The sequence below is a fragment of the Streptomyces sp. NPDC031274 genome, assembly GCF_055570235.1.
Genome location: NZ_JBVIHP010000014.1, coordinates 217,682 through 241,005 on the forward strand (window position 1 = coordinate 217,682; position 23,324 = coordinate 241,005).

Annotated in this window: 19 protein-coding genes and 1 rRNA gene; 9 read left to right on the forward strand and 11 right to left on the reverse strand. The window is 70.3% G+C overall.

What is annotated here, in order from left to right; all coding sequences use genetic code 11:
- Positions 1–437 precede the first annotated feature (437 nt).
- Positions 438–1,004 carry a DJ-1/PfpI family protein gene (locus ACZ5CR_RS23340; protein WP_468860279.1) on the forward strand — a complete coding sequence of 189 codons (567 nt, stop codon included), beginning with the start codon at positions 438–440 and terminating at the stop codon, positions 1,002–1,004.
- Positions 1,005–1,151: 147 nt separating this feature from the next.
- Here the strand turns inward: ACZ5CR_RS23340 and ACZ5CR_RS23345 are convergent, their stop codons facing one another.
- Entirely contained in the window at positions 1,152–1,829 is a 678-nt protein-coding gene (locus tag ACZ5CR_RS23345) for an HAD family hydrolase (RefSeq protein ID WP_389908625.1), read from the reverse strand.
- A 249-nt stretch (positions 1,830–2,078) separates the two neighbouring features.
- Positions 2,079–2,612 (reverse strand): DUF6912 family protein, encoded by a 534-nt coding sequence (locus tag ACZ5CR_RS23350; protein ID WP_468860281.1) that lies wholly within the window; start codon positions 2,610–2,612, stop codon positions 2,079–2,081.
- A gap of 356 nt (positions 2,613–2,968) precedes the next feature.
- On the opposite strand from ACZ5CR_RS23350, the gene ACZ5CR_RS23355 reads away from it, so the two are divergent.
- Positions 2,969–3,427, forward strand: coding sequence for an Rv3235 family protein (locus tag ACZ5CR_RS23355; protein WP_468860283.1), 459 nt, complete (start codon positions 2,969–2,971; stop codon positions 3,425–3,427).
- Between the two features lie 96 nt (positions 3,428–3,523).
- Here the strand turns inward: ACZ5CR_RS23355 and secA are convergent, their stop codons facing one another.
- Positions 3,524–6,361: a preprotein translocase subunit SecA gene (gene secA, locus ACZ5CR_RS23360; RefSeq protein ID WP_468860285.1), complete on the reverse strand. Its 2,838-nt coding sequence runs from the start codon at positions 6,359–6,361 to the stop codon at positions 3,524–3,526.
- 223 nt (positions 6,362–6,584) lie between these two features.
- Here secA and ACZ5CR_RS23365 point away from each other — a divergent pair, with 223 nt between their 5' ends.
- Both ACZ5CR_RS23365 and ACZ5CR_RS23370 read left to right on the forward strand, forming a co-directional pair.
- On the forward strand, positions 6,585–7,157 hold the full coding sequence (locus tag ACZ5CR_RS23365; RefSeq protein WP_468860287.1) for a GNAT family N-acetyltransferase: 573 nt from the start codon (positions 6,585–6,587) through the stop codon (positions 7,155–7,157).
- Positions 7,158–7,229: 72 nt separating this feature from the next.
- A complete protein-coding gene (locus tag ACZ5CR_RS23370) occupies positions 7,230–8,420 on the forward strand; it encodes a winged helix-turn-helix domain-containing protein (RefSeq protein WP_468860289.1) in 1,191 nt (396 codons plus the stop codon).
- A gap of 16 nt (positions 8,421–8,436) precedes the next feature.
- Here the strand turns inward: ACZ5CR_RS23370 and ACZ5CR_RS23375 are convergent, their stop codons facing one another.
- The 7 genes from ACZ5CR_RS23375 to mtnA all read right to left on the reverse strand — a co-directional run bounded on the left by ACZ5CR_RS23375 (position 8,437) and on the right by mtnA (position 17,416).
- Positions 8,437–9,180 (reverse strand): response regulator, encoded by a 744-nt coding sequence (locus ACZ5CR_RS23375; RefSeq protein ID WP_468860291.1) that lies wholly within the window; start codon positions 9,178–9,180, stop codon positions 8,437–8,439.
- Between the two features lie 195 nt (positions 9,181–9,375).
- On the reverse strand, positions 9,376–10,068 hold the full coding sequence (gene hpf, locus ACZ5CR_RS23380) for a ribosome hibernation-promoting factor, HPF/YfiA family (RefSeq protein ID WP_468860293.1): 693 nt from the start codon (positions 10,066–10,068) through the stop codon (positions 9,376–9,378).
- A 316-nt stretch (positions 10,069–10,384) separates the two neighbouring features.
- A complete protein-coding gene (locus ACZ5CR_RS23385; protein ID WP_468860294.1) occupies positions 10,385–11,215 on the reverse strand; it encodes a ComF family protein in 831 nt (276 codons plus the stop codon).
- A gap of 177 nt (positions 11,216–11,392) precedes the next feature.
- Positions 11,393–13,279 (reverse strand): LpqB family beta-propeller domain-containing protein, encoded by a 1,887-nt coding sequence (locus ACZ5CR_RS23390; RefSeq protein WP_468860296.1) that lies wholly within the window; start codon positions 13,277–13,279, stop codon positions 11,393–11,395.
- Positions 13,269–15,491 carry an MtrAB system histidine kinase MtrB gene (gene mtrB, locus ACZ5CR_RS23395; protein ID WP_468860298.1) on the reverse strand — a complete coding sequence of 741 codons (2,223 nt, stop codon included), beginning with the start codon at positions 15,489–15,491 and terminating at the stop codon, positions 13,269–13,271. Before mtrB ends, ACZ5CR_RS23390 begins: the two co-directional genes overlap by 11 nt.
- Position 15,492: 1 nt before the next feature.
- The gene (mtrA, locus tag ACZ5CR_RS23400; protein WP_190080121.1) at positions 15,493–16,182 is read right to left on the reverse strand and encodes a two-component system response regulator MtrA; all 690 of its coding nucleotides are present in this window, start codon (positions 16,180–16,182) and stop codon (positions 15,493–15,495) included.
- A gap of 4 nt (positions 16,183–16,186) precedes the next feature.
- Positions 16,187–17,416, reverse strand: a complete 1,230-nt coding sequence (mtnA, locus tag ACZ5CR_RS23405) for an S-methyl-5-thioribose-1-phosphate isomerase (protein WP_468860300.1) — start codon at positions 17,414–17,416, stop codon at positions 16,187–16,189.
- A 140-nt stretch (positions 17,417–17,556) separates the two neighbouring features.
- Here mtnA and ACZ5CR_RS23410 point away from each other — a divergent pair, with 140 nt between their 5' ends.
- Genes ACZ5CR_RS23410 through ACZ5CR_RS23430 form a run of 5 tightly spaced genes read left to right on the forward strand, consistent with a single transcriptional unit; the run spans position 17,557 to position 23,113 of the window.
- Positions 17,557–18,870, forward strand: coding sequence for a DUF7847 domain-containing protein (locus ACZ5CR_RS23410; RefSeq protein WP_468860302.1), 1,314 nt, complete (start codon positions 17,557–17,559; stop codon positions 18,868–18,870).
- A 4-nt stretch (positions 18,871–18,874) separates the two neighbouring features.
- Positions 18,875–19,579 carry a DUF4129 domain-containing protein gene (locus tag ACZ5CR_RS23415; RefSeq protein WP_468860304.1) on the forward strand — a complete coding sequence of 235 codons (705 nt, stop codon included), beginning with the start codon at positions 18,875–18,877 and terminating at the stop codon, positions 19,577–19,579.
- Complete coding sequence (locus ACZ5CR_RS23420) at positions 19,576–20,814, forward strand: DUF4350 domain-containing protein (protein WP_468860306.1); 1,239 nt, start codon at positions 19,576–19,578, stop codon at positions 20,812–20,814. The genes ACZ5CR_RS23415 and ACZ5CR_RS23420 overlap by 4 nt, the downstream gene beginning before the upstream one ends.
- Complete coding sequence (locus ACZ5CR_RS23425) at positions 20,811–21,803, forward strand: AAA family ATPase (protein WP_468860307.1); 993 nt, start codon at positions 20,811–20,813, stop codon at positions 21,801–21,803. Before ACZ5CR_RS23420 ends, ACZ5CR_RS23425 begins: the two co-directional genes overlap by 4 nt.
- Positions 21,803–23,113 (forward strand): DUF58 domain-containing protein, encoded by a 1,311-nt coding sequence (locus tag ACZ5CR_RS23430; protein ID WP_468860309.1) that lies wholly within the window; start codon positions 21,803–21,805, stop codon positions 23,111–23,113. The genes ACZ5CR_RS23425 and ACZ5CR_RS23430 overlap by 1 nt, the downstream gene beginning before the upstream one ends.
- A gap of 123 nt (positions 23,114–23,236) precedes the next feature.
- On the opposite strand, the gene rrf is transcribed toward ACZ5CR_RS23430, so the two are convergent.
- Positions 23,237–23,324, reverse strand: a 5S ribosomal RNA gene (gene rrf / locus ACZ5CR_RS23435); the annotation flags it as partial.

Genomic DNA, 23,324 nt, shown 5'->3' on the forward strand with positions numbered 1-23,324 from the left:
GATGAGCGGGCGGTTATTCGCCATTTTCAGCGGTTTCGCTGATCGATGGCTGGGAATAGTGGGCTGTCCGCACCACGAAGAAGCGTCAGCGACGCCCCGGGCACGGATGTCCTCCGTGTTCCCCGGGCGCAGGGCGGGGGCGTACACGCCCCCGCGGGATATCGCGCTGATCACGGGTCAAGGCTATCGCCCTCCACCCTGGGCTCGTCATGGGCCGGATGTGTACAAAACAAGGGGTGGAACTTTGACACTCTGCACAGGAACTATCGCGCCATCCGTCAACCGCTCGCCCTCTTGGCAAACCGGACGCACGGATGCACGTTGAGCGGGACGGACGGACAGCGGACGGACAGCGGACGGACAGACAGCAACGGACAGCAACGGACAGCGCGCGACGGGCCGGATGCGGTCCGCCCACGATTGGGGAGCGAGCACCGATGGCAGCCAAGATCCTGATAGTGACCGGTGACGCGGCGGAGTCGCTGGAGGTCATGTACCCCTACCAACGGCTGCGCGAGGAGGGGTACGACGTCCACATCGCCGCCCCCGCCCGCAAGAAGCTGCAGTTCGTGGTGCACGACTTCGAGCCGGGCTTCGACACGTTCACGGAGAAGCCGGGCTACACGTGGCCCGCGGACCTCGCCTTCTCCGAGGTCGACCCCGGCCAGTACGTCGCCCTGGTGATCCCAGGTGGCCGGGCCCCGGAGTATCTGCGCAACGACCCGGAGCTCCGCAAGATCCTCAAGTCCTTCTTCGACTCGGACAAGCCGATCGCGCAGATCTGCCACGGCCCGCTCCTGACGGCGGCGATCGGCGCCCTGAGCGGCCGCAGGGTGACGTCGTATCCGGCCCTGGAACTGGACATGCAGACGGCGGGCGCGACGTACCAGGACGCGGAGGTGGTGGTCGACGGCATGCTGGTCTCGGCCCGCGCGTGGCCGGATCAGTCGGGCTGGATGAGGGAGTTCCTCACGGTGCTGCGGGCGAAGGCGCCTGTCACCTAGGCGGTGGGGCGTGGGCGGTGGGCGTGGGCGTTGGGGCGTGGGCGTTGGGGCGTGGGCGTTGGGGCGTGGGCGTCGGGGCGCGGGCGGGGTGGCCTGAGCTCCGCCGCTCAGGTGCTCAGGCGCTCAGGTGCTCAGGCGCTCAGGCGCTCAGGCGGCAAGCCGCTCGGCCACCTCCACGGCCTCGGCGAGACTGTCGACCACGGGGACCTCGACGCCGACCGCCTCCAGGCTGGCCCTGCTGTGCGATCCCCCGGTGTAGAGCACGGCCCGCGCGCCCACGTGCGCCGCCGCCACGGCGTCGTCGACGGCATCACCGATGACGACGATCCGCTCGGCGGCGGCCACCCCTTCCAGGGCCGCCAGGTGGCGCACCATTCGCTCGGCCTTGCCGGCGTGCGAGGTGTCCATGCGCCCGTCGATGCGCACGAAGTGCTCCTCGATCCCGTGCCGCCGCACGATCGGCACCAGGTGCTCGTGCGGCGCGAGCGAGAGCAACGACTGCGTACGCCCGGCCGCCCGGCGCCCCGCGAGCAGCTCGGCCGCACCGTCGGCGAGGCCGCACGCCTCGGCCCGCGCCCAGTAGTGCTTGTGGAACACGGCGTCCATGACCTGCCACTCGGCGTCCGTGGGAAGGCGTCCCATCAGCCGCTCGTAGAAGAGGGGGATGGGGACGCAGTACAGATCGCGGTACCGCTCGAGCGTGATCGGATCGAGCCCGATCTCCGCGAACGAGGCGTTCGTCGACTCGATCACCGCATGAATGTCATGCAGCAGCGTCCCGTTCCAGTCCCACACGATGTGCGCCCCGCGCTGAAGCTTCCCCATGAGGAAACGGTACCCAGGCCTCATGTGGGCCCACGCATGGGTTGTCCGTTCAGAGGCGCGCCCGGGGCAATCGGGCGGGATCGCTTGTTCGTCGAGAGGCGCATGCGGGGCAATCGGGCGGGTGGGCGGGAGAGCTTGTTCGTCCAGAGCTACACCCGGGGCAATCGGGCGGGTGGGCGGGAGAGACCCGTACCCCCAGAGACAGACGCCCCCACCGCCCCAGCCCCGCAGGGAACCCGCAGGGAATGTTCAGCCGATCAACCCAGGAATCTCCTGCGTGGCGAACCAAAGAAGCTCATGATCCTCAACCCCGTCCACAAGGGCCCCCGCACCACCGTCCCCCTGATCCGCAGCCCCCAGCACCCCCACAGCCGCAGCCGCAGCGACATCCGCCTCAGCATCCGCCGCATCCACATGCACAGCGGCAACCTTCTTCAACCCCAACACCCCGGCAACCCGCACCTCACCAAGCCCGTGAGCCCCCGCCGCTGCCCCTGCCCCTGCCCCTGCCCCCAGATCCCCCGGATCCACCGCCCCGTCCGCCACATCCGCAGCCAGCACGACCCGCCGCCGAGCAGCCCCCGCGTCCCCGGCGATCAGCCGCAACGAAGAGAGCGCCGCCCGATTGAGGGCGGCGTACTCCAGCTCCTCGATGTCGTCCGAGGCGTACCACTCACGCAGCGCGGGCGTCACGGCATAGGCGGTCAGCGGCCCCGGACCCAGCTCGCCCGCCTTGTACACCTCAGCGAGGCTGCTCAGGGTCAGGGGAACGTAGACGCGCATGACGGGCCCGCTTTCACAGTCGGAATCACAGAGTCGGAATCACAGAATCGGAAGGACAGCACCGGTAGACCGGTAGGCCGGAAGGTCAAAGATCAGATCCCCAGAATACGCGCGGGAGTCCCCCTTCGAGCTGCGCCCCGTACCCACCCCCCGCGTCACCCGGCACCCCCGCCCTTCACCCGGCACGCCCCAGCACCCCCAAGGCACCGGACGCCCCCGTTCACCCTGATAGGTGAATCCTCCGGCTCCCGCCCCCACCACCGGCATCCCCTTGCGACCCCCGCCTCCGCCCCCGTACAAGATCCCCGACGGAAGTTACTCCTCGGTACCGGAGGCGACACGGCATGCACAAGGCGATGACCAAGGTAATGACCCGGCCCCGCACCCGCCCGATGACCACCCGCCCACCGGGCCGTACGGACACCCGCCGCCCCACAGCGGCCCCAGCGGCACGTACGGCGGCTCGCCCCCTCAGGACCCCGCCCCAGCCCCCACCACACCCCACAGAGCTCTTCACCGAGCGTCTGCTCCTGGTCCTCAGCGGCCAGAAGCCGGTCCACTGGGCGGCCCGCCACATCGCGCACACCGCCTTCGACGACGTGACCCGCCTCGCCGAGCTCGCTCCCCTGAACGTGAACGGCCGGCGCCCCACGATCCACCGGATCGGCCACTACGAACCGTGCCCCGGGGTCTACGAGGTCTTCGCGAGGATCGGTACGGGCCACGCCCTCAGGGCCTTGGCCTTCCGCCTGCACCTGGGAGCGGACCAGAGGTGGCGCTGCACGGCGGTAGAAGTCGGCGCCCCGGCGAAGTAGCGACGCGGAACTCCACGCACGCGAAGGGCCGAGCACCTCTCGGCGCCCGGCCCCAGCAATCCCGCTGACCAGCAATCCCGCTAAAGCGTCCCGCGACTACTTCTTGCGGCGACGCCCGCCCTTCTGAGCCTTGCGCCGCTCAGCGCGCGTCGTACCGTCCGAGTCGGACCGCGCGCCCGCGTCCTCGGTCTCGAAGTCCCCCTCGTCGACCCCGCCCTCGGCGTTCGGCGCCTGGAAGTGAAGACGGTCGGGACGCTGCGGCGCGTCGAGCCCCTTGGCACGGATCTCCGGACGGCCGCTCCCGGCGGGAACGGCGTCCTTCTTGTCCAGCGAGGTCTCGGCCGCGTCCGTCACCGGAACCTCCTCGACCTGCTGCTCGACCTGGACCTCCAGGTTGAACAGGTAGCCGACGGACTCTTCCTTGATGCCGTCCATCATGGCGTTGAACATGTCGAAGCCCTCGCGCTGGTACTCGACCAGCGGGTCCTTCTGCGCCATGGCACGCAGGCCGATGCCCTCCTGGAGGTAGTCCATCTCGTAGAGGTGCTCGCGCCACTTGCGGTCGAGGACCGAGAGGACCACGCGCCGCTCGAGCTCACGCATGATCTCGGAGCCGAGCTGCTCCTCACGCGCCTCGTACTGCTGGTGGATGTCGTCCTTGATGGCCTCGGAGATGAACTCGGCGGTCAGACCCGCGCGGTCGCCCGCGTCCTCCTCCAGCTCCTCGATGGTGACCTTCACCGGGTAGAGCTGCTTGAAGGCGCCCCACAGCCGGTCGACGTCCCACTCCTCGGCGAAGCCCTCGGCGGTCTCCGCCGAGATGTACGCGTCGATCGTGTCGTCCATGAAGTGCGTGACCTGGTCCTGGAGGTTCTCGCCCTCCAGGACGCGGCGGCGCTCGCCGTAGATGACCTCGCGCTGGCGGTTGAGGACCTCGTCGTACTTCAGGACGTTCTTACGCGTCTCGAAGTTCTGCTGCTCGACCTGCGACTGGGCGGACGCGATCGCGCGCGTCACCATCTTGTTCTCGATCGGCACGTCGTCCGGGACGTTCGCCATGGCCATCACGCGCTCGACCATCTGCGCCTTGAAGAGCCGCATCAGGTCGTCGCCGAGCGAGAGGTAGAAGCGGGACTCACCGGGGTCGCCCTGACGGCCGGAACGACCGCGCAGCTGGTTGTCGATGCGGCGCGACTCGTGGCGCTCGGTGCCGAGGACGTAAAGACCACCCAGGTCCTTGACCTCCTCGAACTCCGCCTTCACGGACCGCTCGGCCTTCTCCATGGCGGCGGGCAGCGCGGCGGCCCACTCCTCGACGTGCTCGACGGGGTCGAGGCCGCGCTGGCGCAGCTCCGCCTCTGCGAGGTCGTCGGGGTTGCCGCCGAGCTTGATGTCGGTGCCTCGTCCGGCCATGTTCGTGGCGACGGTGACGGAGCCCTTGCGGCCGGCCTGGGCGATGATCGGCGCCTCACGGTCGTGCTGCTTCGCGTTGAGCACTTCGTGCTGGACGCCGCGCTTGGAGAGCTGCTGGGAGAGGTACTCCGACTTCTCCACGGACGTCGTGCCGACCAGGATCGGCTGGCCCCGGTCGTGCTTCTCGGCGATGTCGTCCACGACGGCGGCGAACTTGGCGACCTCGGTGCGGTAGATCAGGTCCGACTGGTCGGCGCGGACCATGGGCCGGTTCGTCGGGATCGGCACGACGCCCAGCTTGTAGATCTGGTGGAACTCGGCGGCCTCGGTCATGGCCGTACCGGTCATGCCGCAGAGGCCGGGGACTTCCTTGCCCCCGTGGTCCTGACGCTTGTAGAGGCGGAAGAAGTTCTGAAGGGTGATGGTGGCCAGGGTCTGGTTCTCGTCCTTGATGTCCACCCCTTCCTTCGCCTCGATCGCCTGGTGCATGCCCTCGTTGTAGCGGCGGCCGGCGAGGATACGGCCGGTGTGCTCGTCGACGATCATGACTTCGCCGTCGATGACGACGTAGTCCTTGTCGTTCTTGAAGAGTTCCTTCGCCTTGATGGCGTTGTTCAGGTAACCCACGAGCGGCGTGTTCACCGACTCGTACAGGTTGTCGATGCCCAGCCAGTCCTCGACCTTGGCGACACCGGGCTCGTGGATGGCGACGGTGCGCTTCTTCTCGTCGACCTCGTAGTCCCCGGTCTCCTCGATGCCCTTGAGGGTGTTGCCGGGCTCGCCCTTGGAGAGGCGGGTGACCAACTTGGCGAAGTCGCCGTACCACTTGGTGGCCTGGTCGGCGGGGCCGGAGATGATCAGCGGCGTACGGGCCTCGTCCACCAGGATCGAGTCGACCTCGTCGACGATCGCGAAGTTGTGGCCGCGCTGCACCAGTTCGTCCTTCGACCACGCCATGTTGTCGCGCAGGTAGTCGAAGCCGAATTCGTTGTTCGTGCCGTACGTGATGTCGCAGGCGTACTGCTCGCGGCGCTGGGCCGGGGTCATGTTGGCGATGATGCAGCCGACGGTCAGACCCAGGAACTTGTGGACGCGGCCCATCATCTCGGAGTCGCGCTCGGCCAGGTAGTCGTTGACCGTGATCAGGTGCACGCCCTTGCCCGACAGGGCGTTGAGGTACGCGGGAAGGGTGCCGACGAGGGTCTTGCCCTCACCGGTCTTCATCTCGGCCACATAGCCGAGGTGCAGCGCGGCGCCACCCATCATCTGGACGTCGTAGTGCCGCTGGCCGAGGGCGCGCTTGGCGGCCTCGCGCACCGTGGCAAAGGCTTCGGGGAGGAGGTCGTCAAGGGTCTCGCCGTCGGCGTAACGCTCCTTGTACTCCTCGGTCAGCGCGCGCAGCTCGGCGTCGGAGAGGCTGACAAAGTCCTCTTCGATGGAGTTGACCTGGTCCGCGATGCGGTGCAGCTTGCGCAGGATCTTGCCTTCGCCTGCACGCATGATCTTCGAGAGGACGGACACGAGGGTTGGTCTCCTTGCCGGTCGGGCCTGGCATGGTCGGTTTACTCATAGGGCAACGGCCATCGTAAGCGAGGAGCGGGCCGCGCCGGGAGGTCTGCCGATACGTCAACGGGCGGGGGGCCTGGAAGGTGCCGGGTTGTGCCGATCAGCGCTCGGCGAAATGCGGGTGAAAGGTCGCTGAAAAGCACTGGCCTCAGCTCCCCCGCCCCCGCAGAATCGCCGAATGGAGCCCGTCACCCTCACCACCGAACGTCTGTGCCTGCGCACCTTTACGCCCGCCGACACGGACGAGACGTACAGAGCCTGCCAGGACCCCGACATCCAGCGCTGGACCACGATCCCCTCGCCCTACGCGCGCGCGGACGCGGCGGGCTTCATCACGCGCATGGTGCCGGACGGCTGGCGCTACGACACGGAGTACACCTTCGCCGTACGTCCCCGGGACGGCGGCCCCCTGATCGCCGCAGCCAGCCTGCACCACCCGCGCTCGGGCGCCTGGGAGATCGGTTTCTGGACGGCGAAGGAGCACCGGGGCAGCGGCTATATGACGGAGATCGTCCTCGCCCTGGCCAGGTGGGCCTTCACCGACCTGGGCTGCACCCGCCTGGAGTGGCGCGCCGAGGTCGGCAACACGGGGTCGCGCGCCGTGGTGGAGAAGGCGGGCTTCACCTTCGAGGGCACCCTGCGCGGCGCTCTCCTGAACAAGTCCACGCTCCGTGACTCCTGGGTGGGCGCCCTGCTCCCGAGCGACCTGGGCCTGCCGCCGGTCCAGCCGTATCTGCCGGCCCGGGGCTGAGGACGGCCCCGGCCGCCGGTCCGTTCACGCGGGCCACCGGCGTTGTCAGTAGCGACCTCTATGGTTTTCGGCATGACGAGCCTGCCGCGCCCCGCCACCACCCTGTCCGCCGACGAGGCCCGCCGCATCGCGCTCCGCGCCCAGGGGTTCATGGGCGCCCCGGACCGCAGATCCGGTGTGCGGGGCGTGCTGCGCCATCTCGGCGCGGTCCAGCTCGACACGATCTCGGTCCTGGCCCGCTCCCACGAGCTCATTCCGTACGCCCGGCTGGGCGCCGTGGGCCGCGACAGGGTCGAGGCGGCGTACTGGGACGGGGCGTCGACGGGCGCGGGCCCCGCCCGGCCGCACGCCTTCGAGTACTGGTCGCACGCCGCGTGCATCCTGCCCATCGAGGAGTGGCCGCACTTCGCCTTCCGCCGCCGCGCGTATCGCACCCGCCCGCACTGGCACCACGACCTGCCCGACGGCGCGTACGACACGGTCATCAAGCAGCTCACCACCGAAGGCCCCCTCACCGCCACGGAACTGGGCGGCGCGAAGAACAAGGGCGAGTGGTGGGACTGGTCGGACGCGAAGGTCGCCGTCGAGCGCGCGCTGATGTACGGCGAGGTGGTCTGCACCGAGCGGCGCAGCTGGAAGCGGGTGTACGACCTCGCGGAGCGCGCGATCCCGGACACGCTGCTCCATGACGACCTGGACGACGCGGAGTGCCTGCGCCGCCTGGTCCGTCTCGCCGCCCAGTCGCTCGGTGTCGGCACCCGCGCAGACATCGCGGACTACCACCGCCTCAAGGGCGAGCAGTTCGACGCGGTGGTCGCGGACTCAGGGCTCGTCCCGGTGACGGTGGAGGGCTGGGACAAGCCCGCCTGGGCCGACCCCGCCGCTCTGGAGACGATCCCGCGCGGCCGCCACCGCACGACGCTCCTCTCGCCCTTCGACTCCCTGATCTGGGAGCGGGCCCGCACGGAGCGGATCTTCGGCTTCACCCACCGCCTGGAGGCGTACGTCCCCAAGCCGAAGCGGATCCACGGCTATTTCGCGATGCCGGTGCTCGCCGGGGGCCACCTGGTCGGCCGCGTGGATCCCGCCCGTGAGGGCAGCACGCTGGTCGCCAAGCAGGTGTCGCTCGACAGCCCCAAGGCCGTGCCCGCGGTGGCTCAGGCGCTGCGTGAGGCGGCGTCCTGGGTGAACTGCGACTCCGTCCGGGTGGAGCGCGTGAACCGCCCCGAGCTGACCGCCGAGCTGGTCCGCGCCCTGGGCTGAGCCCGGGCCGCGGGCCTCACCTGATCTCGAGGATCTTCTCCCGCATCGCGTACACGACCGCCTCCATCCTGGAGTGCAGCTGCAGCTTCTCCAGGATGTTGCGCACGTGGTTCTTCACGGTGTTCTCGGAGATGAACAGTTCCTTCGCGATGTCGCGGTTGTTCATCCCCGTGGCCACCAGCTTCAGGACTTCCAGCTCGCGGTCGGTCAGCCGCGGCGCGGGCACCAGCCTGCGCTCGTCGGTGCGCTGGATCATCGACTTGAACTCGGTGAGCAGTTTCGACGCCATGGACGGGCTGATCTGCGACTGCCCGTCGGCCACCGCGCGAATCGCCGTGGCCACCTCGTCCGTGGAGATCTCCTTGAGGAGATAGCCCGTGGCGCCCGCCTTGATCGCGTCGTAGAGGTCGGCCTCCTCGTCGCTGATCGTCAGCATGATGATCTTGGCGCTGGGTGCGACCTCCTTGATGGAGGTGCACGCCTCGATTCCGCCGCGCTTGGGCATGCGTACGTCCATCAGGACGATGTCCGGCAGCAGGTCCGCCGCCTTGTCCACCGCCTCGGCGCCGTCGCCCGCCTCCCCGACCACCTGGATGTCCTCCTCGGCGGCGAGGACGATCTCCAGGCCACGGCGGAAGAGCGCGTGGTCGTCCACCACAAGGACCCTGATGGGCTCCTTGCGCGGTGCGCCCGTGTCCGTGCCGATGCCCGTGCCGTCGTCGGCACCCTCATCCCGCATCGGTCCGAAGCTGTCCGCCATCGTTCCTCCCCCTGAAGGCCATGGCCCGTTGTGCGTTGGCTGCCGCCAACCCGAGGCAGCAGCACACCGGTTGGCCATCTCTGTCCATGATTTCATGCCCGGACGGCCGTGCGGTGCGCGCAGGGGTCGCACGATGGTGCCCCTGGGGGCGCACATGCGCTCCAGAGGCACCATCTCACCCTCGGCCGACCTGGGTCAGCCGCCGAGCGCGCCGCCCCCGCCGCCCATCTCGGGCTGCGCGACCATCGGGTCGGTGTTCAGGCGGATGACGCCGTAGTCGTAGGCGTGTCGCCGGTAGACGACGCTCGGCTCCTTGGTCTCCGAGTCGACGAACAAGTAGAAGTCGTGCCCGACGAGTTCCATCTCGTAGAGCGCCTGGTCGAGCGTCATCGGGGCCGCCACGTGGGTCTTCTCGCGGACCACGAGCGGGCCTTCGCCCTGGATCTCCAGCGAGCCGATCCTCTTGACGGGCACGCCGTCCGGCTCTTCGTCACGCGCGATGGTGCCGTCTCCGTTGAGAGTCGCCGCGTCCGGCACCCGCTCGGCCACTTCGGCGGCGGAGAGCCTGCCGGTGCCGCGCCGGTTGTGGCGCTTCTCGTGCTCCTTGCGGAGCCGTGCGTCGAGCTTGGCCGTGGCCAGGTCGAGCGCCCCGTACGGATCGGTTGCCGAGGCCTCCGCGCGGATCACGGGTCCCCGCCCGCGGAGTGTGATCTCCACGCGGTCGGAACGGTCGGCCTGACGGGGGTTGGTTTCCTTGGACACCTCGACGTCGAGGCTGATCACCTTGGCGTCGAGCTTCTGGATCTTCTCCAGATTCAGCTTCTCGGCCACGTGCTTGCGGAACCGCTCGGGTACCTCTGTCTTGCGGCCCTTGACGACGATGTCCACGCAGAACTCCGTTCCCGGATCGCCCCGCTTCGGCGGCGGAGCATCCCCTCTTTGCACCAGGCCCCGGTGACTCCCGGAGCCTCGGACTCGGTGACTTCCACCTCCTCCTCCCCCACGAACAAGATCTCCACCCCGACCGGCCAGGGTGATTGCAGAAAACCCCGACGACCGGCATTCCGATATGTGAGGTACGGCGTCCACCATTCCTCACAACTGAAGATATCTCGCCCGGGCGGATGGCGTCACCCTCTACCGCCGCATACCTCCATTCAGGTCTATTGACCCTCTCACTACCTGCAACGATGCAAGTTCCCAATCAGTTCCGGTTTATTCCGAAAGAATCCGGTGAGGAGGCGACAACGGCCGCAGTGATCGTGCTCTCGCACGCCATTTCACGGGCTGTTACCACCGCGCGCCTTTCTTTACTTTCCGTGTATGCGTCACATATTGCGCGGGCCGCCTCCGTCAAAGTCGTGCCCGTGGTCATCAGGTCGTCCACGATCACGACCCGGCCACCGTCGGCGATGAGCCGCCCGCCACCCGCGGTCACCTCCAGGGCGCCCTGGAGATTCGCCTGCCGCTGCCGGGAGTTGAGCCCCGACTGGTCGGCCACGGCACGCCGCTGGCGCAGCACGCAGAGCACCCGGGCCCGCGTCCCGCCCCGCCGCAGCTCACCCGCGGCGGCCAGTGCGATCCGCCGTACCGGATCGTGCCCACGCGCCCGCACGGCCCCGCGAGCCGACGGCACAGGCACGAGCAGTACCGGAGCGTCACCACGTACGGGAGTGGCGCCATGTACGGAAGCGTCACCACGTACGGGAGCGCCGCCACCTACTGAAGCGTCGCCGTCCCGCAGCCGCAGCCCCGCCCGCACCGCCCCGGCGAGACCCACGCCCAGCGGTCCCGCGAGCCCAAGAGCACCCCGCTCCTTGTGCGCGAGCAGCACCGCCCGCACCGCACCCTCGTAGGGAGCCGCCGCGTGCACCACCGGCAGCCCGGACGGCCGTGGATCGGGGCGCACCCTGCGCGGCACCGCACCGCACAGGGCGTCGCCGCACTGAGCGCAGAGCGCCGCGCGAGGCCTGCCACAGCCTCCGCATTCGGCCGGCAGCACCAGATCGGTGAGGTCCTGCCACCACCCCGGCATGCCCACCACTGTGCCAACCCGCGAGCGACACTGCCACCCCTGTGGACAACCGCCTGTGGATAACTCCACCGAGCGGAACGGGCGTTGAGGCACGTGCGGAACAGGCGTTGGCTCGCGTGCGGAACAGGCGTTGGCTCGCGTGCGGAACAGGCGTTGAGGCGCGTCACCCCGGATGGATCACCCCGGATAGAACGGCGCCGAACCCTCCTTGACCGCCGTCTGCCACTGCGCACCCGTCGGCAGCCGCACGATCCCGTCGTCCGAGTGCGCCAGAAGCGGCTGCCGCTCGTCCTCGGACGCCGCGATCTCCTTCACGCCGGTGAGGCCCGGCAGCGTCGCGCTCGCGGGCACCGAGCCGTCGCACTGGACGTACCGCATCTGCTGCACACCGCCGGACTCGCGCCCGACCACCACGAGACGGCTGCCGCCCGCCCACGACATGGCGGTGACCTCCTCCATCCGCGGTGCCGCCCGGCGCAGTTCGACCACCGAGATGACCGGCTGCTCGCCCTTGGCCCCCGACCGCTCGACGCGGCCGATCTTCAGGGCCTTCTTGCCGTCCTTGTCCTTCACGAGAAGCGCGATCCGTACGCCGTCGGCCGACACCCGCACCGCCTCGATCCGTCCGTCGAGGTTCGAGATCTCGACCGGCTGCGGCTCCCCCGCGCCCTGCTCAAGCCAGAGCAGCCGCGGCTGCTTCGGGTCCCGGTCGGCCACCCATAGGTCGCCGCGGCCGTCCCAGCTGGGCGTGGAGAGACCGTCCTCCTCCGACTTGGCCTTGCTGCGCACCTCCGGCTTGCCGAGCGCGCCCGGCGAGACGAGCGACCCCATGTACAGCGAGCGCCCGTCGAGCGACACCCCGGCCGCCCGCTCCTCGTCCCGCGACACCGCGGCGGAGCGCAGCGGCTGCTCACCACTGCCCAGCCTCCCCTGCACGGGTACGGGATCGGCCTTGCCGCCGTCACTGGCCGGCATCCGCACGAGGCGCCGCTTGTCGTCGATGAGGTACTGGAAGCCGGGCTGGTCCGCGGTGCGGCGCGAGGCGACGGACTCGGCCCGCTCCTTGCTCAGGACGCACAGCTGCGAGCCGTTGCGGCGCTGCAGCTCCACCTCCTCGACGCCGGACGACGTCAGGTCCTGGAGCGTGAAGAGCAGTTGCGCGGCCATCTCGGTGCACCGCTCCTGGTTTATGGGATCGGCCTTCTCGTTCAGCGGCACCGTCAGCTTGCCCTGGTCGTCGGGCGCCAGTGTCTTGGTGCCCGACTTGAGCCGCGTACCCGTCGGGAAGCGCGTGTCCACGACCTGCTTGAGCCAGGTGGTGGGCCCGTCGAGCACCGCCTTGACGGTCTCCGTCACGGGATCTATTCGCTGGCGTATGTAGACGGGGTCGGCGACGAGGTTCTGGCCGCCGCCGGTCGCGGCGGACGTCGCGGAGGCGCCTGCCGAACGTGTCGCGTAGTAGTACTTATTGACGGACCAGTAGATCCGCTGGAAGTCGGACTGTCCGAGCACGACTCCCTGCGGGACCCGGTCGATCCGCCATTCCTTGCCGCTCGACCCGTCCCGCTGGGTGAGGTGGACGCTCTTGTTGTAGGCGTCGTTGTCGAGCTGGTACGCGTGCTCCTTGTCGACCGTGGCGACCTTGCGCCCGGTCAGCGGGAACGAACGGCCGGTCTCGGCGCCGTCCGCGACACTGCCCGACCCCGTGCTCGGCCCGTTCTCGAGCACCGTCGTCTGCAGATCCGGGTTCCAGGTCTTGGACGCTTCCTTGGTCAGGTACTTGCGCGCCATCGCGAAATCGGGGTCGTCGCTGGTCAGCGCCTCAAGGAAGCCCTGGACGATCTCGACCGGGCCCGCGTCCTCACCCGGCGGCATCGCGTAGACCCGGACCTGCGACTGCGAGTCCGGCCGCTGGGAGGCGTCGACCGCCTTGAGGTTGCCGCTGTCGGGCATCGAGGCGCAGCCCGCGAGCAGCAGCCCGCAGGAGCCGAACAGCAGACCGGCCCGCAGTGGACGCCGGTGAGCCGGATGCCGCTGAGCGCGGCGATCGTGGTCAGCGCCCACGAGAGATCTCCCCTTCCCTGGCGGGATCTGTTTCGGTCCCGTGCGCGTCGTCTGATTCGGTCGCGTGCGCGCGGTCTGTTCCGGACGCGTGCGCACGGTCCGTTCCGGACGCCGGATCACCGGCTCTCCGGGCCACATCGGACGCGGGGCTCTCGGATGCGAGGCCCTCCGACGCGGGCCCCTCGGCGGCGGGGCCGCCCTCCGGCTCCTCGTCCCCCGGCACGCCGTCGTCCATCGGTCGCCGCGGGACGACACGCGACCCGTTCCCCGGCAACGCGGTCGGGTCCGCCGTCGCGGCCGACTGTGCGAGCCGCGGCGCTATCGGTGCCCTCGCCGGGACCGGCGGGGGCACCCGCTCCGACGCCGACGGCTGCGCGGGCACCGTGGCGAGCTTGTTCGCGCCGCCGAGCGGGAGACCCGCGTCGTTCAGGCCACGGTGGCGCCGCGAATCGTCGGGCTCCAGGGGTATCGGCGATCCCCGTAGCGGCTCGTCCGCCGTACGCGGCAGTGTCAGACGGAACTGCGAACCGCCGCCCGGCTCGCCCCACGCCTGCAGCCAGCCGCCGTGCAGCCGTGCGTCCTCAAGCGCGATGGAGAGACCGAGACCCGTACCACCGGTGGTACGCGCGCGTGCCGGGTCGGCCCGCCAGAAGCGGCTGAACACCCGGGTCGCCTCGCCGGGCTTGAGCCCCACTCCGTAGTCGCGCACCGCGACCGCCACCGCGCCGCCCGCCACCGCGAGCCGCACCACGACGTCCCGGCCCTCGCCGTGCTCCACGGCGTTGACCACGAGGTTGCGAAGGACACGCTCCACACGGCGTGCGTCCGCCTCGGCGACCACGGGCTGCTGGTCCCCGACGACCCGGACGTGCGTGCCCTTGCGCTCCGCAAGCGGTTCAGCACCGCCCACGACACGTCGTACGACCTCACGCAGATCTATCGGCTCGGCCTCCAGAGCCGCCGCGCCCGCGTCGAACCTGCTGATCTCCAGGAGATCCGCGAGCAGCGTCTCGAACCGGTCCAGCTGGTCGGCGAGCAGCTCGGCCGAGCGCGCCGTCACCGGATCGAAGTCCACGCGCGCGTCGTGGATGACGTCGGCGGCCATCCGGACGGTCGTCAGCGGCGTACGCAGCTCGTGCGACACGTCCGAGACGAACCGCCGCTGCATCCGCGAGAGCTCCTCCAGCTGCTGGATCTTCAGCTGGAGGTTCTGCGCCATCTTGTTGAAGGCCTCACCGAGCCGAGCGATGTCGTCCTCTCCGGTGACCTTCATACGTTCCTGAAGGCGCCCGGCGGACAGCCGCTCGGCGATGCCCGCGGCCATCCGCACCGGCGTGACGACCTGGCGCACCACCAGCCAGGCGATGGCGCCGAGCAGTACGACGACGAAGAGCCCCGCGGTGGCGAGCGTCGTCCTGACGACGCCGAGCGACTCCTCCTCCTGCGTCAGCGGGAAGAGGTAGTACAGCTGGTAAGGATCGCCGTTCAAATCATTCAGGCGCTTGCCGATGACGAGGCCGGGCTGTGCGTCGCGGCCGTCGTTGAAGACGATCCGCGTATTGCTCTGATACGCCCTGGTGCCCTTGTCGACGCTGTCGCGCAGCGCCTCGGGCACGCTCTGGATCGGGTCCACGCCCCCGGAGGCACGCGGACCGCGCGTGCTGACGCCGCCGGGCGAGGACGTCGGGCTCAGCGTCACCACGTTGAACGCGTTCTGACCACCGCTGGAGAGCTGCTCCACCAGGTCGGACATCCACACGGCGGTGGGCTGCGCGGCCCCGCCGCCGGTCGTGCCGCCGCCGCTGTCCTGCCCGGAGCGCGGCCGCGCGGAGTTCGCCTCGTCCTGAGCGGCCCTGAATCCACCGTCGGCCTGGCTCTGCGAGGCCTTCACCTTGGCCTTGAGCAGGCCGTTGTTCACCGAGCTCAGAACGGCGAAGCCCAGCATCAGGACCACGCCGAGCGACATGAGCAGCGTCGTGGCGACGACCTTCAGCTGGATGTTGCGCCGCCACAGCCGCAGGGCGGGCAGCAGCGGACGCCGCACCCAGCGCACGAAGAGCCTCAGGACGGGGCTGCCCTGAACCCCGCCCTGCAACAGCAGACCGCCTTCGAGAAGCCGTCCGTACGTGGAACCGCGCCGCCCGGGTCCTCCAGTCCGCCCCGAGCGGCCACCCGGAGCCCCGGGCGGTGCGGGGGAACTGTCCCGGGTCACGTCAGCTCGGTCCGGCCTTGTAACCGACACCACGGACGGTCACCACGATCTCCGGCCGCTCGGGGTCCTTCTCGACCTTCGAGCGCAGCCGCTGGACGTGCACGTTCACCAGGCGGGTGTCGGCCGCGTGGCGGTAGCCCCAGACCTGCTCGAGGAGCACCTCACGCGTGAACACCTGCCACGGCTTGCGGGCGAGCGCGACCAGGAGGTCGAATTCGAGCGGCGTCAGCGCAATCGACTGCCCCTCCCGCTTCACGGAGTGCCCCGCCACATCGATGACCAGGTCACCGATGGCGAGCTGCTCCGGCGCGGGCTCCTCGGACCTCCGCAGCCGCGCCCTGATGCGGGCCACGAGCTCCTTCGGCTTGAAGGGCTTCACGATGTAGTCATCGGCGCCGGACTCGAGCCCGACCACCACATCCACGGTGTCGCTCTTGGCCGTGAGCATGACGATCGGCACCCCGGACTCCGCCCTGATCAGGCGGCACACCTCGATGCCGTCACGGCCCGGCAACATCAAATCCAGCAGTACAAGATCCGGCTTTGCCTCCCTGAAAGCGGCCAGCGCCTTGTCGCCATCAGCTACGAACGACGGCTCAAAACCTTCTCCACGCAGCACAATCCCGAGCATCTCGGCCAGTGCGGTGTCGTCGTCGACGACAAGGACTCGTCCCTTCATGCCTGACATCATCCCATTAGCTCATCGATACCTGGCGTGACCTGGCACACAGCTCGACCAGGCCCTCTGCTGTAACGGGCGACACGACGCCCTCCTCGGTGACGATCGCCGTCACCAGTTCCGGAGGTGTCACATCGAACGCGGGGTTGTACGCCTGGGTCCCCAGAGGTGCCACCGCGATCCCGCCTCCCGCTTCAATTCCGGCCATCGGCACATAGGGTGCCGTGACCTCCGTCACTTCATGACTCGCCCGCTGCTCCACCTCGATGGACGCTCCGTCCGGGGTGTCCGGGTCCACGGTCGTGACCGGCGCCACCACGATGAACGGAACGTGGTGGTAGCGGGCAAGGACCGCGAGCGGATAGCTCCCCACCTTGTTCGCCACCGAACCGTCGGCCGCGATGCGGTCGGCGCCGATCAGTACGGCATCCACCTCACCCGCCGCGAACAGCGACCCCGCCGCGTTGTCCGTAAGCAAGGTGTACGCCATTCCGCTCCGCGCCGCCTCATACGCGGTCAGCCTCGAACCCTGCAGCAAGGGACGCGTCTCGTCCACCCACAGCCTGCGCAGACGTCCCTTCCGGTGCGCGGCGAGGGCCACCGCGAACGCCGTGCCCTCGCCCCCGGAGACCAGCGCCCCCGTGTTGCAGTGGGTCAGGATCCGGTGCCCGCCGCCCGGCAGCATCTCGTCGAGCAGCGCCAGACCCCGCACCGCCATCTCCGCGCTGGCCAGGGCGTCCTCCCGGTGCAGCGCCCGCGCCGCCGCAAGGGCCGCGGCGGCGGCCTGCTCCTGACCGGCCCCGCCCACGACCGCCGAGCGGTACGCCGCCCGGGCCCTGCGTACGCCGTGACCGAGGTTGACCGCGGTGGGCCTCGCGCCCGCGATCGCCTCCGCCGCCTCGTCCACGTCGAAGCCGCGCGCGGCGGCCAGCGCGACTCCGTACGCACCGGCTATGCCGAGCAGCGGCGCCCCGCGGACGGCCAGCGTGCGAATCGCCTGCACCAGCGCCGGCGCGTCCGTGCACACCAGCTCGGTCTCCTCGCCGGGCAGCCTGGTCTGGTCGAGGAGGACCAGTACGGGGCCCTCCGGCGGCTCGGCCCAGCGGATCGCGGGAATCGCCGCGTCCACCGCCTTCACCGGATTCGCTGTGCTCTCTGCGCTCTCTGTGTCCGCTGGTTTCGCTGCGCTCATAGGGGTGTCGGTCGGCCGTGTGTCCTCGCCTGATTGCGCGTACTGATCAGCCATCCGCCCAGTCTGCCCCGTACCTGACGGACAATTGAAGGTGTGCAGCCCATACGCCGCCCAGTCACCGCAAGGGTGTGCCGTGGCACGATGGCTGCCAACCGGCCGCCGCGACCGCGGACGGGCACCGTGAAGGAGCGACGATGAACGACACTCCGGGCTGGGCTTCGCCCGGATCCGCCCCCTCCGACGGACAGGACTCCGGTACGTCCGGACCCGCCGAGCCCGAGGACAAGCCCGCGGACAAGCCCGAGGGCCCGCCCTCGAAGTGGTCCAAGGAGCAGCCGCCGCCCGCCCAGTGGTCCGCCCCCAGCCCGCCGGCGTCCGGCCAGACCCCCGCGCCGCCGACTCCGCCCGGCGGCGGCTGGGGCGGCGGACGCCCCGGCGGCCCCGGACCAGGTGGACCCGGCCGGGGCGGCCCCGGCGGCTACCCCGGATGGGGTGCGTGGCAGGGCCCGCCGCCCGCCGCCAAGCCAGGCGTCATCCCGCTGCGGCCGCTCGGCGTCGGCGAGATCCTGGACGGCGCGGTCTCCACGATGCGTACGTACTGGCGCACGGTGCTCGGCATCTCCCTGGCCGTGGCCGTGTTCACGGAGATCATCGTCATCCTGCTCCAGGGCCTCGTCCTCGACGACAGCGCGAGCACGGACGCCATCGACGACCCGAGCGCGACCGTCGGCGAACTGACCCGCGCCCTGGGCGACACCCTGCTGAGTTCCGGCGTGATCCTGCTGATCACCCTGCTCGGCACGATCGTCGCGACCGCCCTGCTCACGATGGTCACGAGCCGCGCCGTGCTCGGTAAGTCGGTCACCACGGCAGAGGCCTGGCAGGACGCCAAGCCGCAGCTGCCGAGGCTGATCGGCCTGACGCTGCTCCTGCCCCTCATCGGCGCCGCGGTCGTCGCCGTCGGCACCCTGCCCGGCGTACTGATCGTGGTGGTCGGGTCCACCGACGCGGGCATCAGCCTCGCCGTCCTCGGCGGATTCGGCGCCCTCATCGTCGCCGTCTGGCTGCTCATCCGCTTCTCGCTCGCCTCGCCCGCCCTGATGCTGGAGAAGCAGGGCGTCAAGAAGTCGATGACCCGCTCGGTGAAGCTGGTCCGCGGCTCCTGGTGGCGGGTGTTCGGCATCCAACTGCTCGCCGCGATCATCGCCAACGTGGTGGCGTCGATCATCGTCATCCCCTTCACGCTCATCGCGGGCGCAGTGAGCGGCGACGGCGTCACCGGCTTCCTCGACAGCGGCACCGGCGACCTCGGCTGGACCTTCCTGATCGTCAGCGGCGTCGGCTCGGTCATCGGCTCGATGCTCACGTTCCCGATCACCGCCGGCGTCACGGTCCTCCTCTACATCGACCAGCGGATCCGCCGAGAGGCCCTCGACCTCGAACTCGCGCGCGCGGCGGGCCTCCAGGACACCGGCGGCTCCAACGCCCCCGGAACCTCCGGGAGCTGATGCGGTGACGGGGGCAGTACTGCACGGGTCGAAGACGGTCACATCGCTCTTGGCACGCACCGGCGGCGACGACGCCCCACCGGTGACGATCCCGCGCGACCCCGCACGGGAGGCCGCCGAACGCGAACTCTCCAAGCCGACGTACCACGAGAACGACCCCAGCCTCCTGAACCGCGCCCTGAACCGCTTCTGGGACTGGGTCGACGACCTGTTCAACGCCGCCTCGGGGGCAACCCCGGGCGGCGGCCTCGGCCTCCTGGTCATCGTCCTCGCCGTACTGGCCCTCATCGGGGCCCTCTGGTGGCGCCTGGGCACACCGCACCGCGCCCCCACCACATCCCCCGCCCTCTTCGACGACCGCCCCCGCACCGCCGCGGAACACCGCGCCGCCGCCGAGGCCCACGCCGCCCAGGGCCACTGGAACCAAGCCGTCCAGGAGCGCATGCGGGCCATAGTCCGCTCCCTGGAGGAACGCGCCCTCCTGGACCCCCGCCCCGGCCGCACAGCGGACGAGGCAGCGGCAGAGGCCTCCCGGACCCTCCCGACCCACGCCACCGAACTCCACGCGGCGGCCCAGTCGTTCGACGCGATCACCTACGGCGGCCGCACAGCCACCCAACCGACCTACGACCAACTGACGTCCCTGGACAACGCCCTGACCCGAACAAGGCCAACCCTCACCACCACCCCCGAGGGAGCCCCAAGGTGACGGCCCCCAAGGACCCCGCGAACCCAGGGCTCGCCCCCTCAACACCTCCAGCCCCCTCTGCCCCCACATCCACCTCCCCCACCCCCCGCCAACTCTGGACCCGAACCCGAGGCCTCCTCCTCGCCCTGATAGTCCTCCTGGCAGCCGCCATCGCCATCGCGGCCGTCCGCTCCGGTGCCCAGCACGGACGCCTCGACCCGCGCTCCGCCGACCCCTACGGCAGCCGCGCCGTCGCCGAACTCCTCGCCGACCGCGGCGTATCCACCCGCGTCGTCACCAGCTCCGAAGAGGCCAGGTCCGCGGCAGGCCCGGACACCACGCTCCTGGTGGCCGCCCCCGACCGGCTCACCGAGCGCCAGCAGAAGCGCCTCCGCTCGGCCATCGAGGACTCCCGAGGCCGCACCGTCCTCATCGCCCCCGGGACCCCCTCGGCCAGCACCCTCGCCCCGGGGGTCACCGTGGACGCCACCCCCAGCCTCGACTCCACGCTCTCCCCCCGCTGCTCCCTGCCCGCCGCCGAGCGCGCGGGCTCCGCCGACGTGGGCGGCCTGCGCTACGACACCCTCGCCCCGGACGCCGAGGCCTGCTACCTCAGCGACGGCCTGCCCAGCCTCCTGCACCTCCCGGCCGCCGAAGGGGGCGGCGACACCGTCGTACTCGGCGCCCCCGACATCCTCCTCAACGACCGCCTGGACGAACAGGGCAACGCCTCACTGGCCCTCCAACTCCTCGGCTCCCGCCCCGACTTGGTCTGGTACCTCCCCTCGCTCGCCGACGACGCAGCGACCGACGACACCGCCGACAGCGGCTTCTTCGACCTGATCCCCGACGGCTGGCTCTGGGCCACCCTGCAACTCACCGTCGCCGCCGCGCTCGCCGCCCTGTGGCGCGCCCGCCGCCTCGGCCCACTGGTCCCCGAGCGCCTCCCCGTGGCCATCCGCGCCTCCGAGACCGTCGAAGGCCGAGCCCGCCTCTACCGCAAGGCGAACGCCCGCGACCGCGCCTCCGCCGCCCTCCGCTCGACCACCCGCACCCGCATCGCCCCCCTCATCGGTGTGTCCCCCGGCCAGGCCCACGCACCCGAAACCCTGCTCCCCGCCCTGTCCGCCAGGCTCCGCGCCCCCGGCCAGGACCTGCACCCCCTCCTCTTCGGCCCGCCCCCGGGCAACGACGCAGCCCTCATCACCCTCGCCGACCAACTCGACGCCCTCGAAAAAGAGGTACGTACTTCATGATGGACCCGACCACTGACAACGCCGAGAACTCCGGAAGCTCCGACAGCGCCCGCTCCTCCCTGGAGTCCCTGCGCACCGAGATCTCCAAGGCCGTGGTCGGTCAGGACCCCGCGGTGACGGGCCTCGTCGTGGCCCTCCTCTGCCGCGGCCACGTCCTCCTCGAAGGCGTACCCGGAGTCGCGAAGACCCTCCTCGTCCGCGCCCTCGCCGCATCCCTCGAACTCGACACCAAGCGCGTCCAGTTCACCCCCGACCTGATGCCGAGCGACGTCACCGGCTCGCTCATCTACGACGCCCGCACCACCGAGTTCTCGTTCCAGCCGGGCCCGGTCTTCACCAACCTCCTGCTCGCCGACGAGATCAACCGCACCCCTCCCAAGACCCAGTCCTCCCTCCTCGAAGCGATGGAGGAACGCCAGGTCACGGTGGACGGGACCCCTCGCCCGCTCCCGGAGCCCTTCCTCGTCGCGGCCACCCAGAACCCGGTCGAGTACGAAGGCACGTACCCGCTCCCCGAAGCCCAGCTGGATCGTTTCCTCCTCAAGCTCACCGTCCCTCTCCCCTCCCGCCAGGACGAGATCAACGTCCTCACCCGCCACGCGGAAGGCTTCAACCCCCGCGACCTGCACGCCGCCGGCATCCGCCCCGTGGCGGGCCCCGCCGACCTGGAAGCAGCCCGCACGGCGGTCGCCAAGACATCCGTCTCCCCCGAGATCACCGCCTACGTGGTGGACATCTGCCGCGCCACGCGCGAATCCCCGTCCCTCACCCTGGGCGCCTCCCCGCGCGGCGCGACCGCCCTGCTCTCCACGGCCCGCGCCTGGGCCTGGCTGACGGGCCGCGACTACGTCATCCCCGACGACGTGAAGGCCCTCGCCCTGCCCACGCTCCGCCACCGCGTGCAACTCCGCCCGGAGGCCGAGATGGAGGGCGTGACGGCCGACTCGGTCATCAACGCGATCCTCGCCCACGTCCCGGTCCCCCGCTGATGGCCCTCACCGGCCGCACAGCCCTCCTCGCGGCCATCGGCAGCCTCCCGGTAGGCATCTGGGGCCCCAGCTGGACAGGCATCCTCGCCGTGAACGCCCCGCTGGCCCTGGCCTGCGCCTGCGACTTCGCCCTGGCCGCTCCCGTACGCCGCCTCGGCCTGACCCGCGCGGGCGACACCTCCGTACGCCTCGGGGAATCCGCCGACGTCGAACTGACCGTCACCAACCCCTCCGGCCGCCCCCTGCGCGCCAAGATCCGCGACGCCTGGCCCCCCAGCAGCTGGCAACCCGGCACCGAGGTCGAGGCATCCCGCCACGACCTGACGATCCCTCCCGGCGAACGCCGCCGCCTCACCACCCGCCTGCGCCCCACCCGGCGAGGCGACCACCAGGCGGACCGCGTCACCATCCGCTCGTACGGCCCCCTGGGCCTCCTCACCCGCCAGGGCAGCCACAAGATCCCGTGGACACTCCGGGTCCTGCCGCCCTTCACCAGCCGCAAGCACCTCCCGTCCAAACTGGCCCGCCTGCGCGAACTCGACGGCCGCACCAGCGTCCTGACCCGCGGCCAGGGCACCGAATTCGACAGCCTCCGCGACTACGTTCCTGGCGACGACACCCGCTCCATCGACTGGCGCGCCACCGCCCGCCGCTCCACCGTCGCCATACGCACCTGGCGCCCCGAACGCGACCGCCACATCCTGCTCGTCCTCGACACCGGCCGCACCTCGGCAGGCAGAGTCGGTGACGCACCGCGCCTCGACGCCTCGATGGACGCGGCCCTGCTCCTGGCGGCCCTGGCCTCCCGAGCGGGCGACCGGGTGGACCTCCTCGCCTACGACCGCCGGGTACGTGCCCTGGTCCAGGGCAAGGCGGCAGGCGAGGTACTCCCCTCCGTGGTCAACGCCCTGGCCACACTCGAACCGGAGCTCATCGAGACGGACGCCAGAGGCCTGACGTCGACAGCCCTGCGCACCGCAACCCGCAGCTCGCTGATCGTCCTGCTGACCAGCCTCGACGCGGCCCCCATCGAAGAGGGCCTGCTCCCCGTACTCTCCCGCCTCACCCAGCGCCACACAGTCCTGCTCGCCTCGGTGGCCGACCCCCACATCGAGGACATGGCCAAGGCCCGCGGAACAGCAGAGGCCGTGTACGAGGCCGCAGCCGCAGCCCAGGCCCACACGGAACGCCATCGCACGGCGGAACAACTCATCCGTCACGGCGTCACAGTCGTGGACGCGACTCCCACCGACCTGGCCCCTGCCCTGGCAGACGCATACCTGTCCCTAAAGGCTGCCGGCCGCCTCTGACTGAAATAAGAAAAGGCCCCGCAGAGGGGCCTTGAACGAGAAACGCGAAAAGGGAAACGGGAAAAGCCCTGAACGCAGAAAACCCCCGCACCACAAGGGTGCGGGGGTTTCCCGTCAATAATAGTTCGGCGGCGTCCTACTCTCCCACAGGGTCCCCCCTGCAGTACCATCGGCGCTGTGAGGCTTAGCTTCCGGGTTCGGAATGTAACCG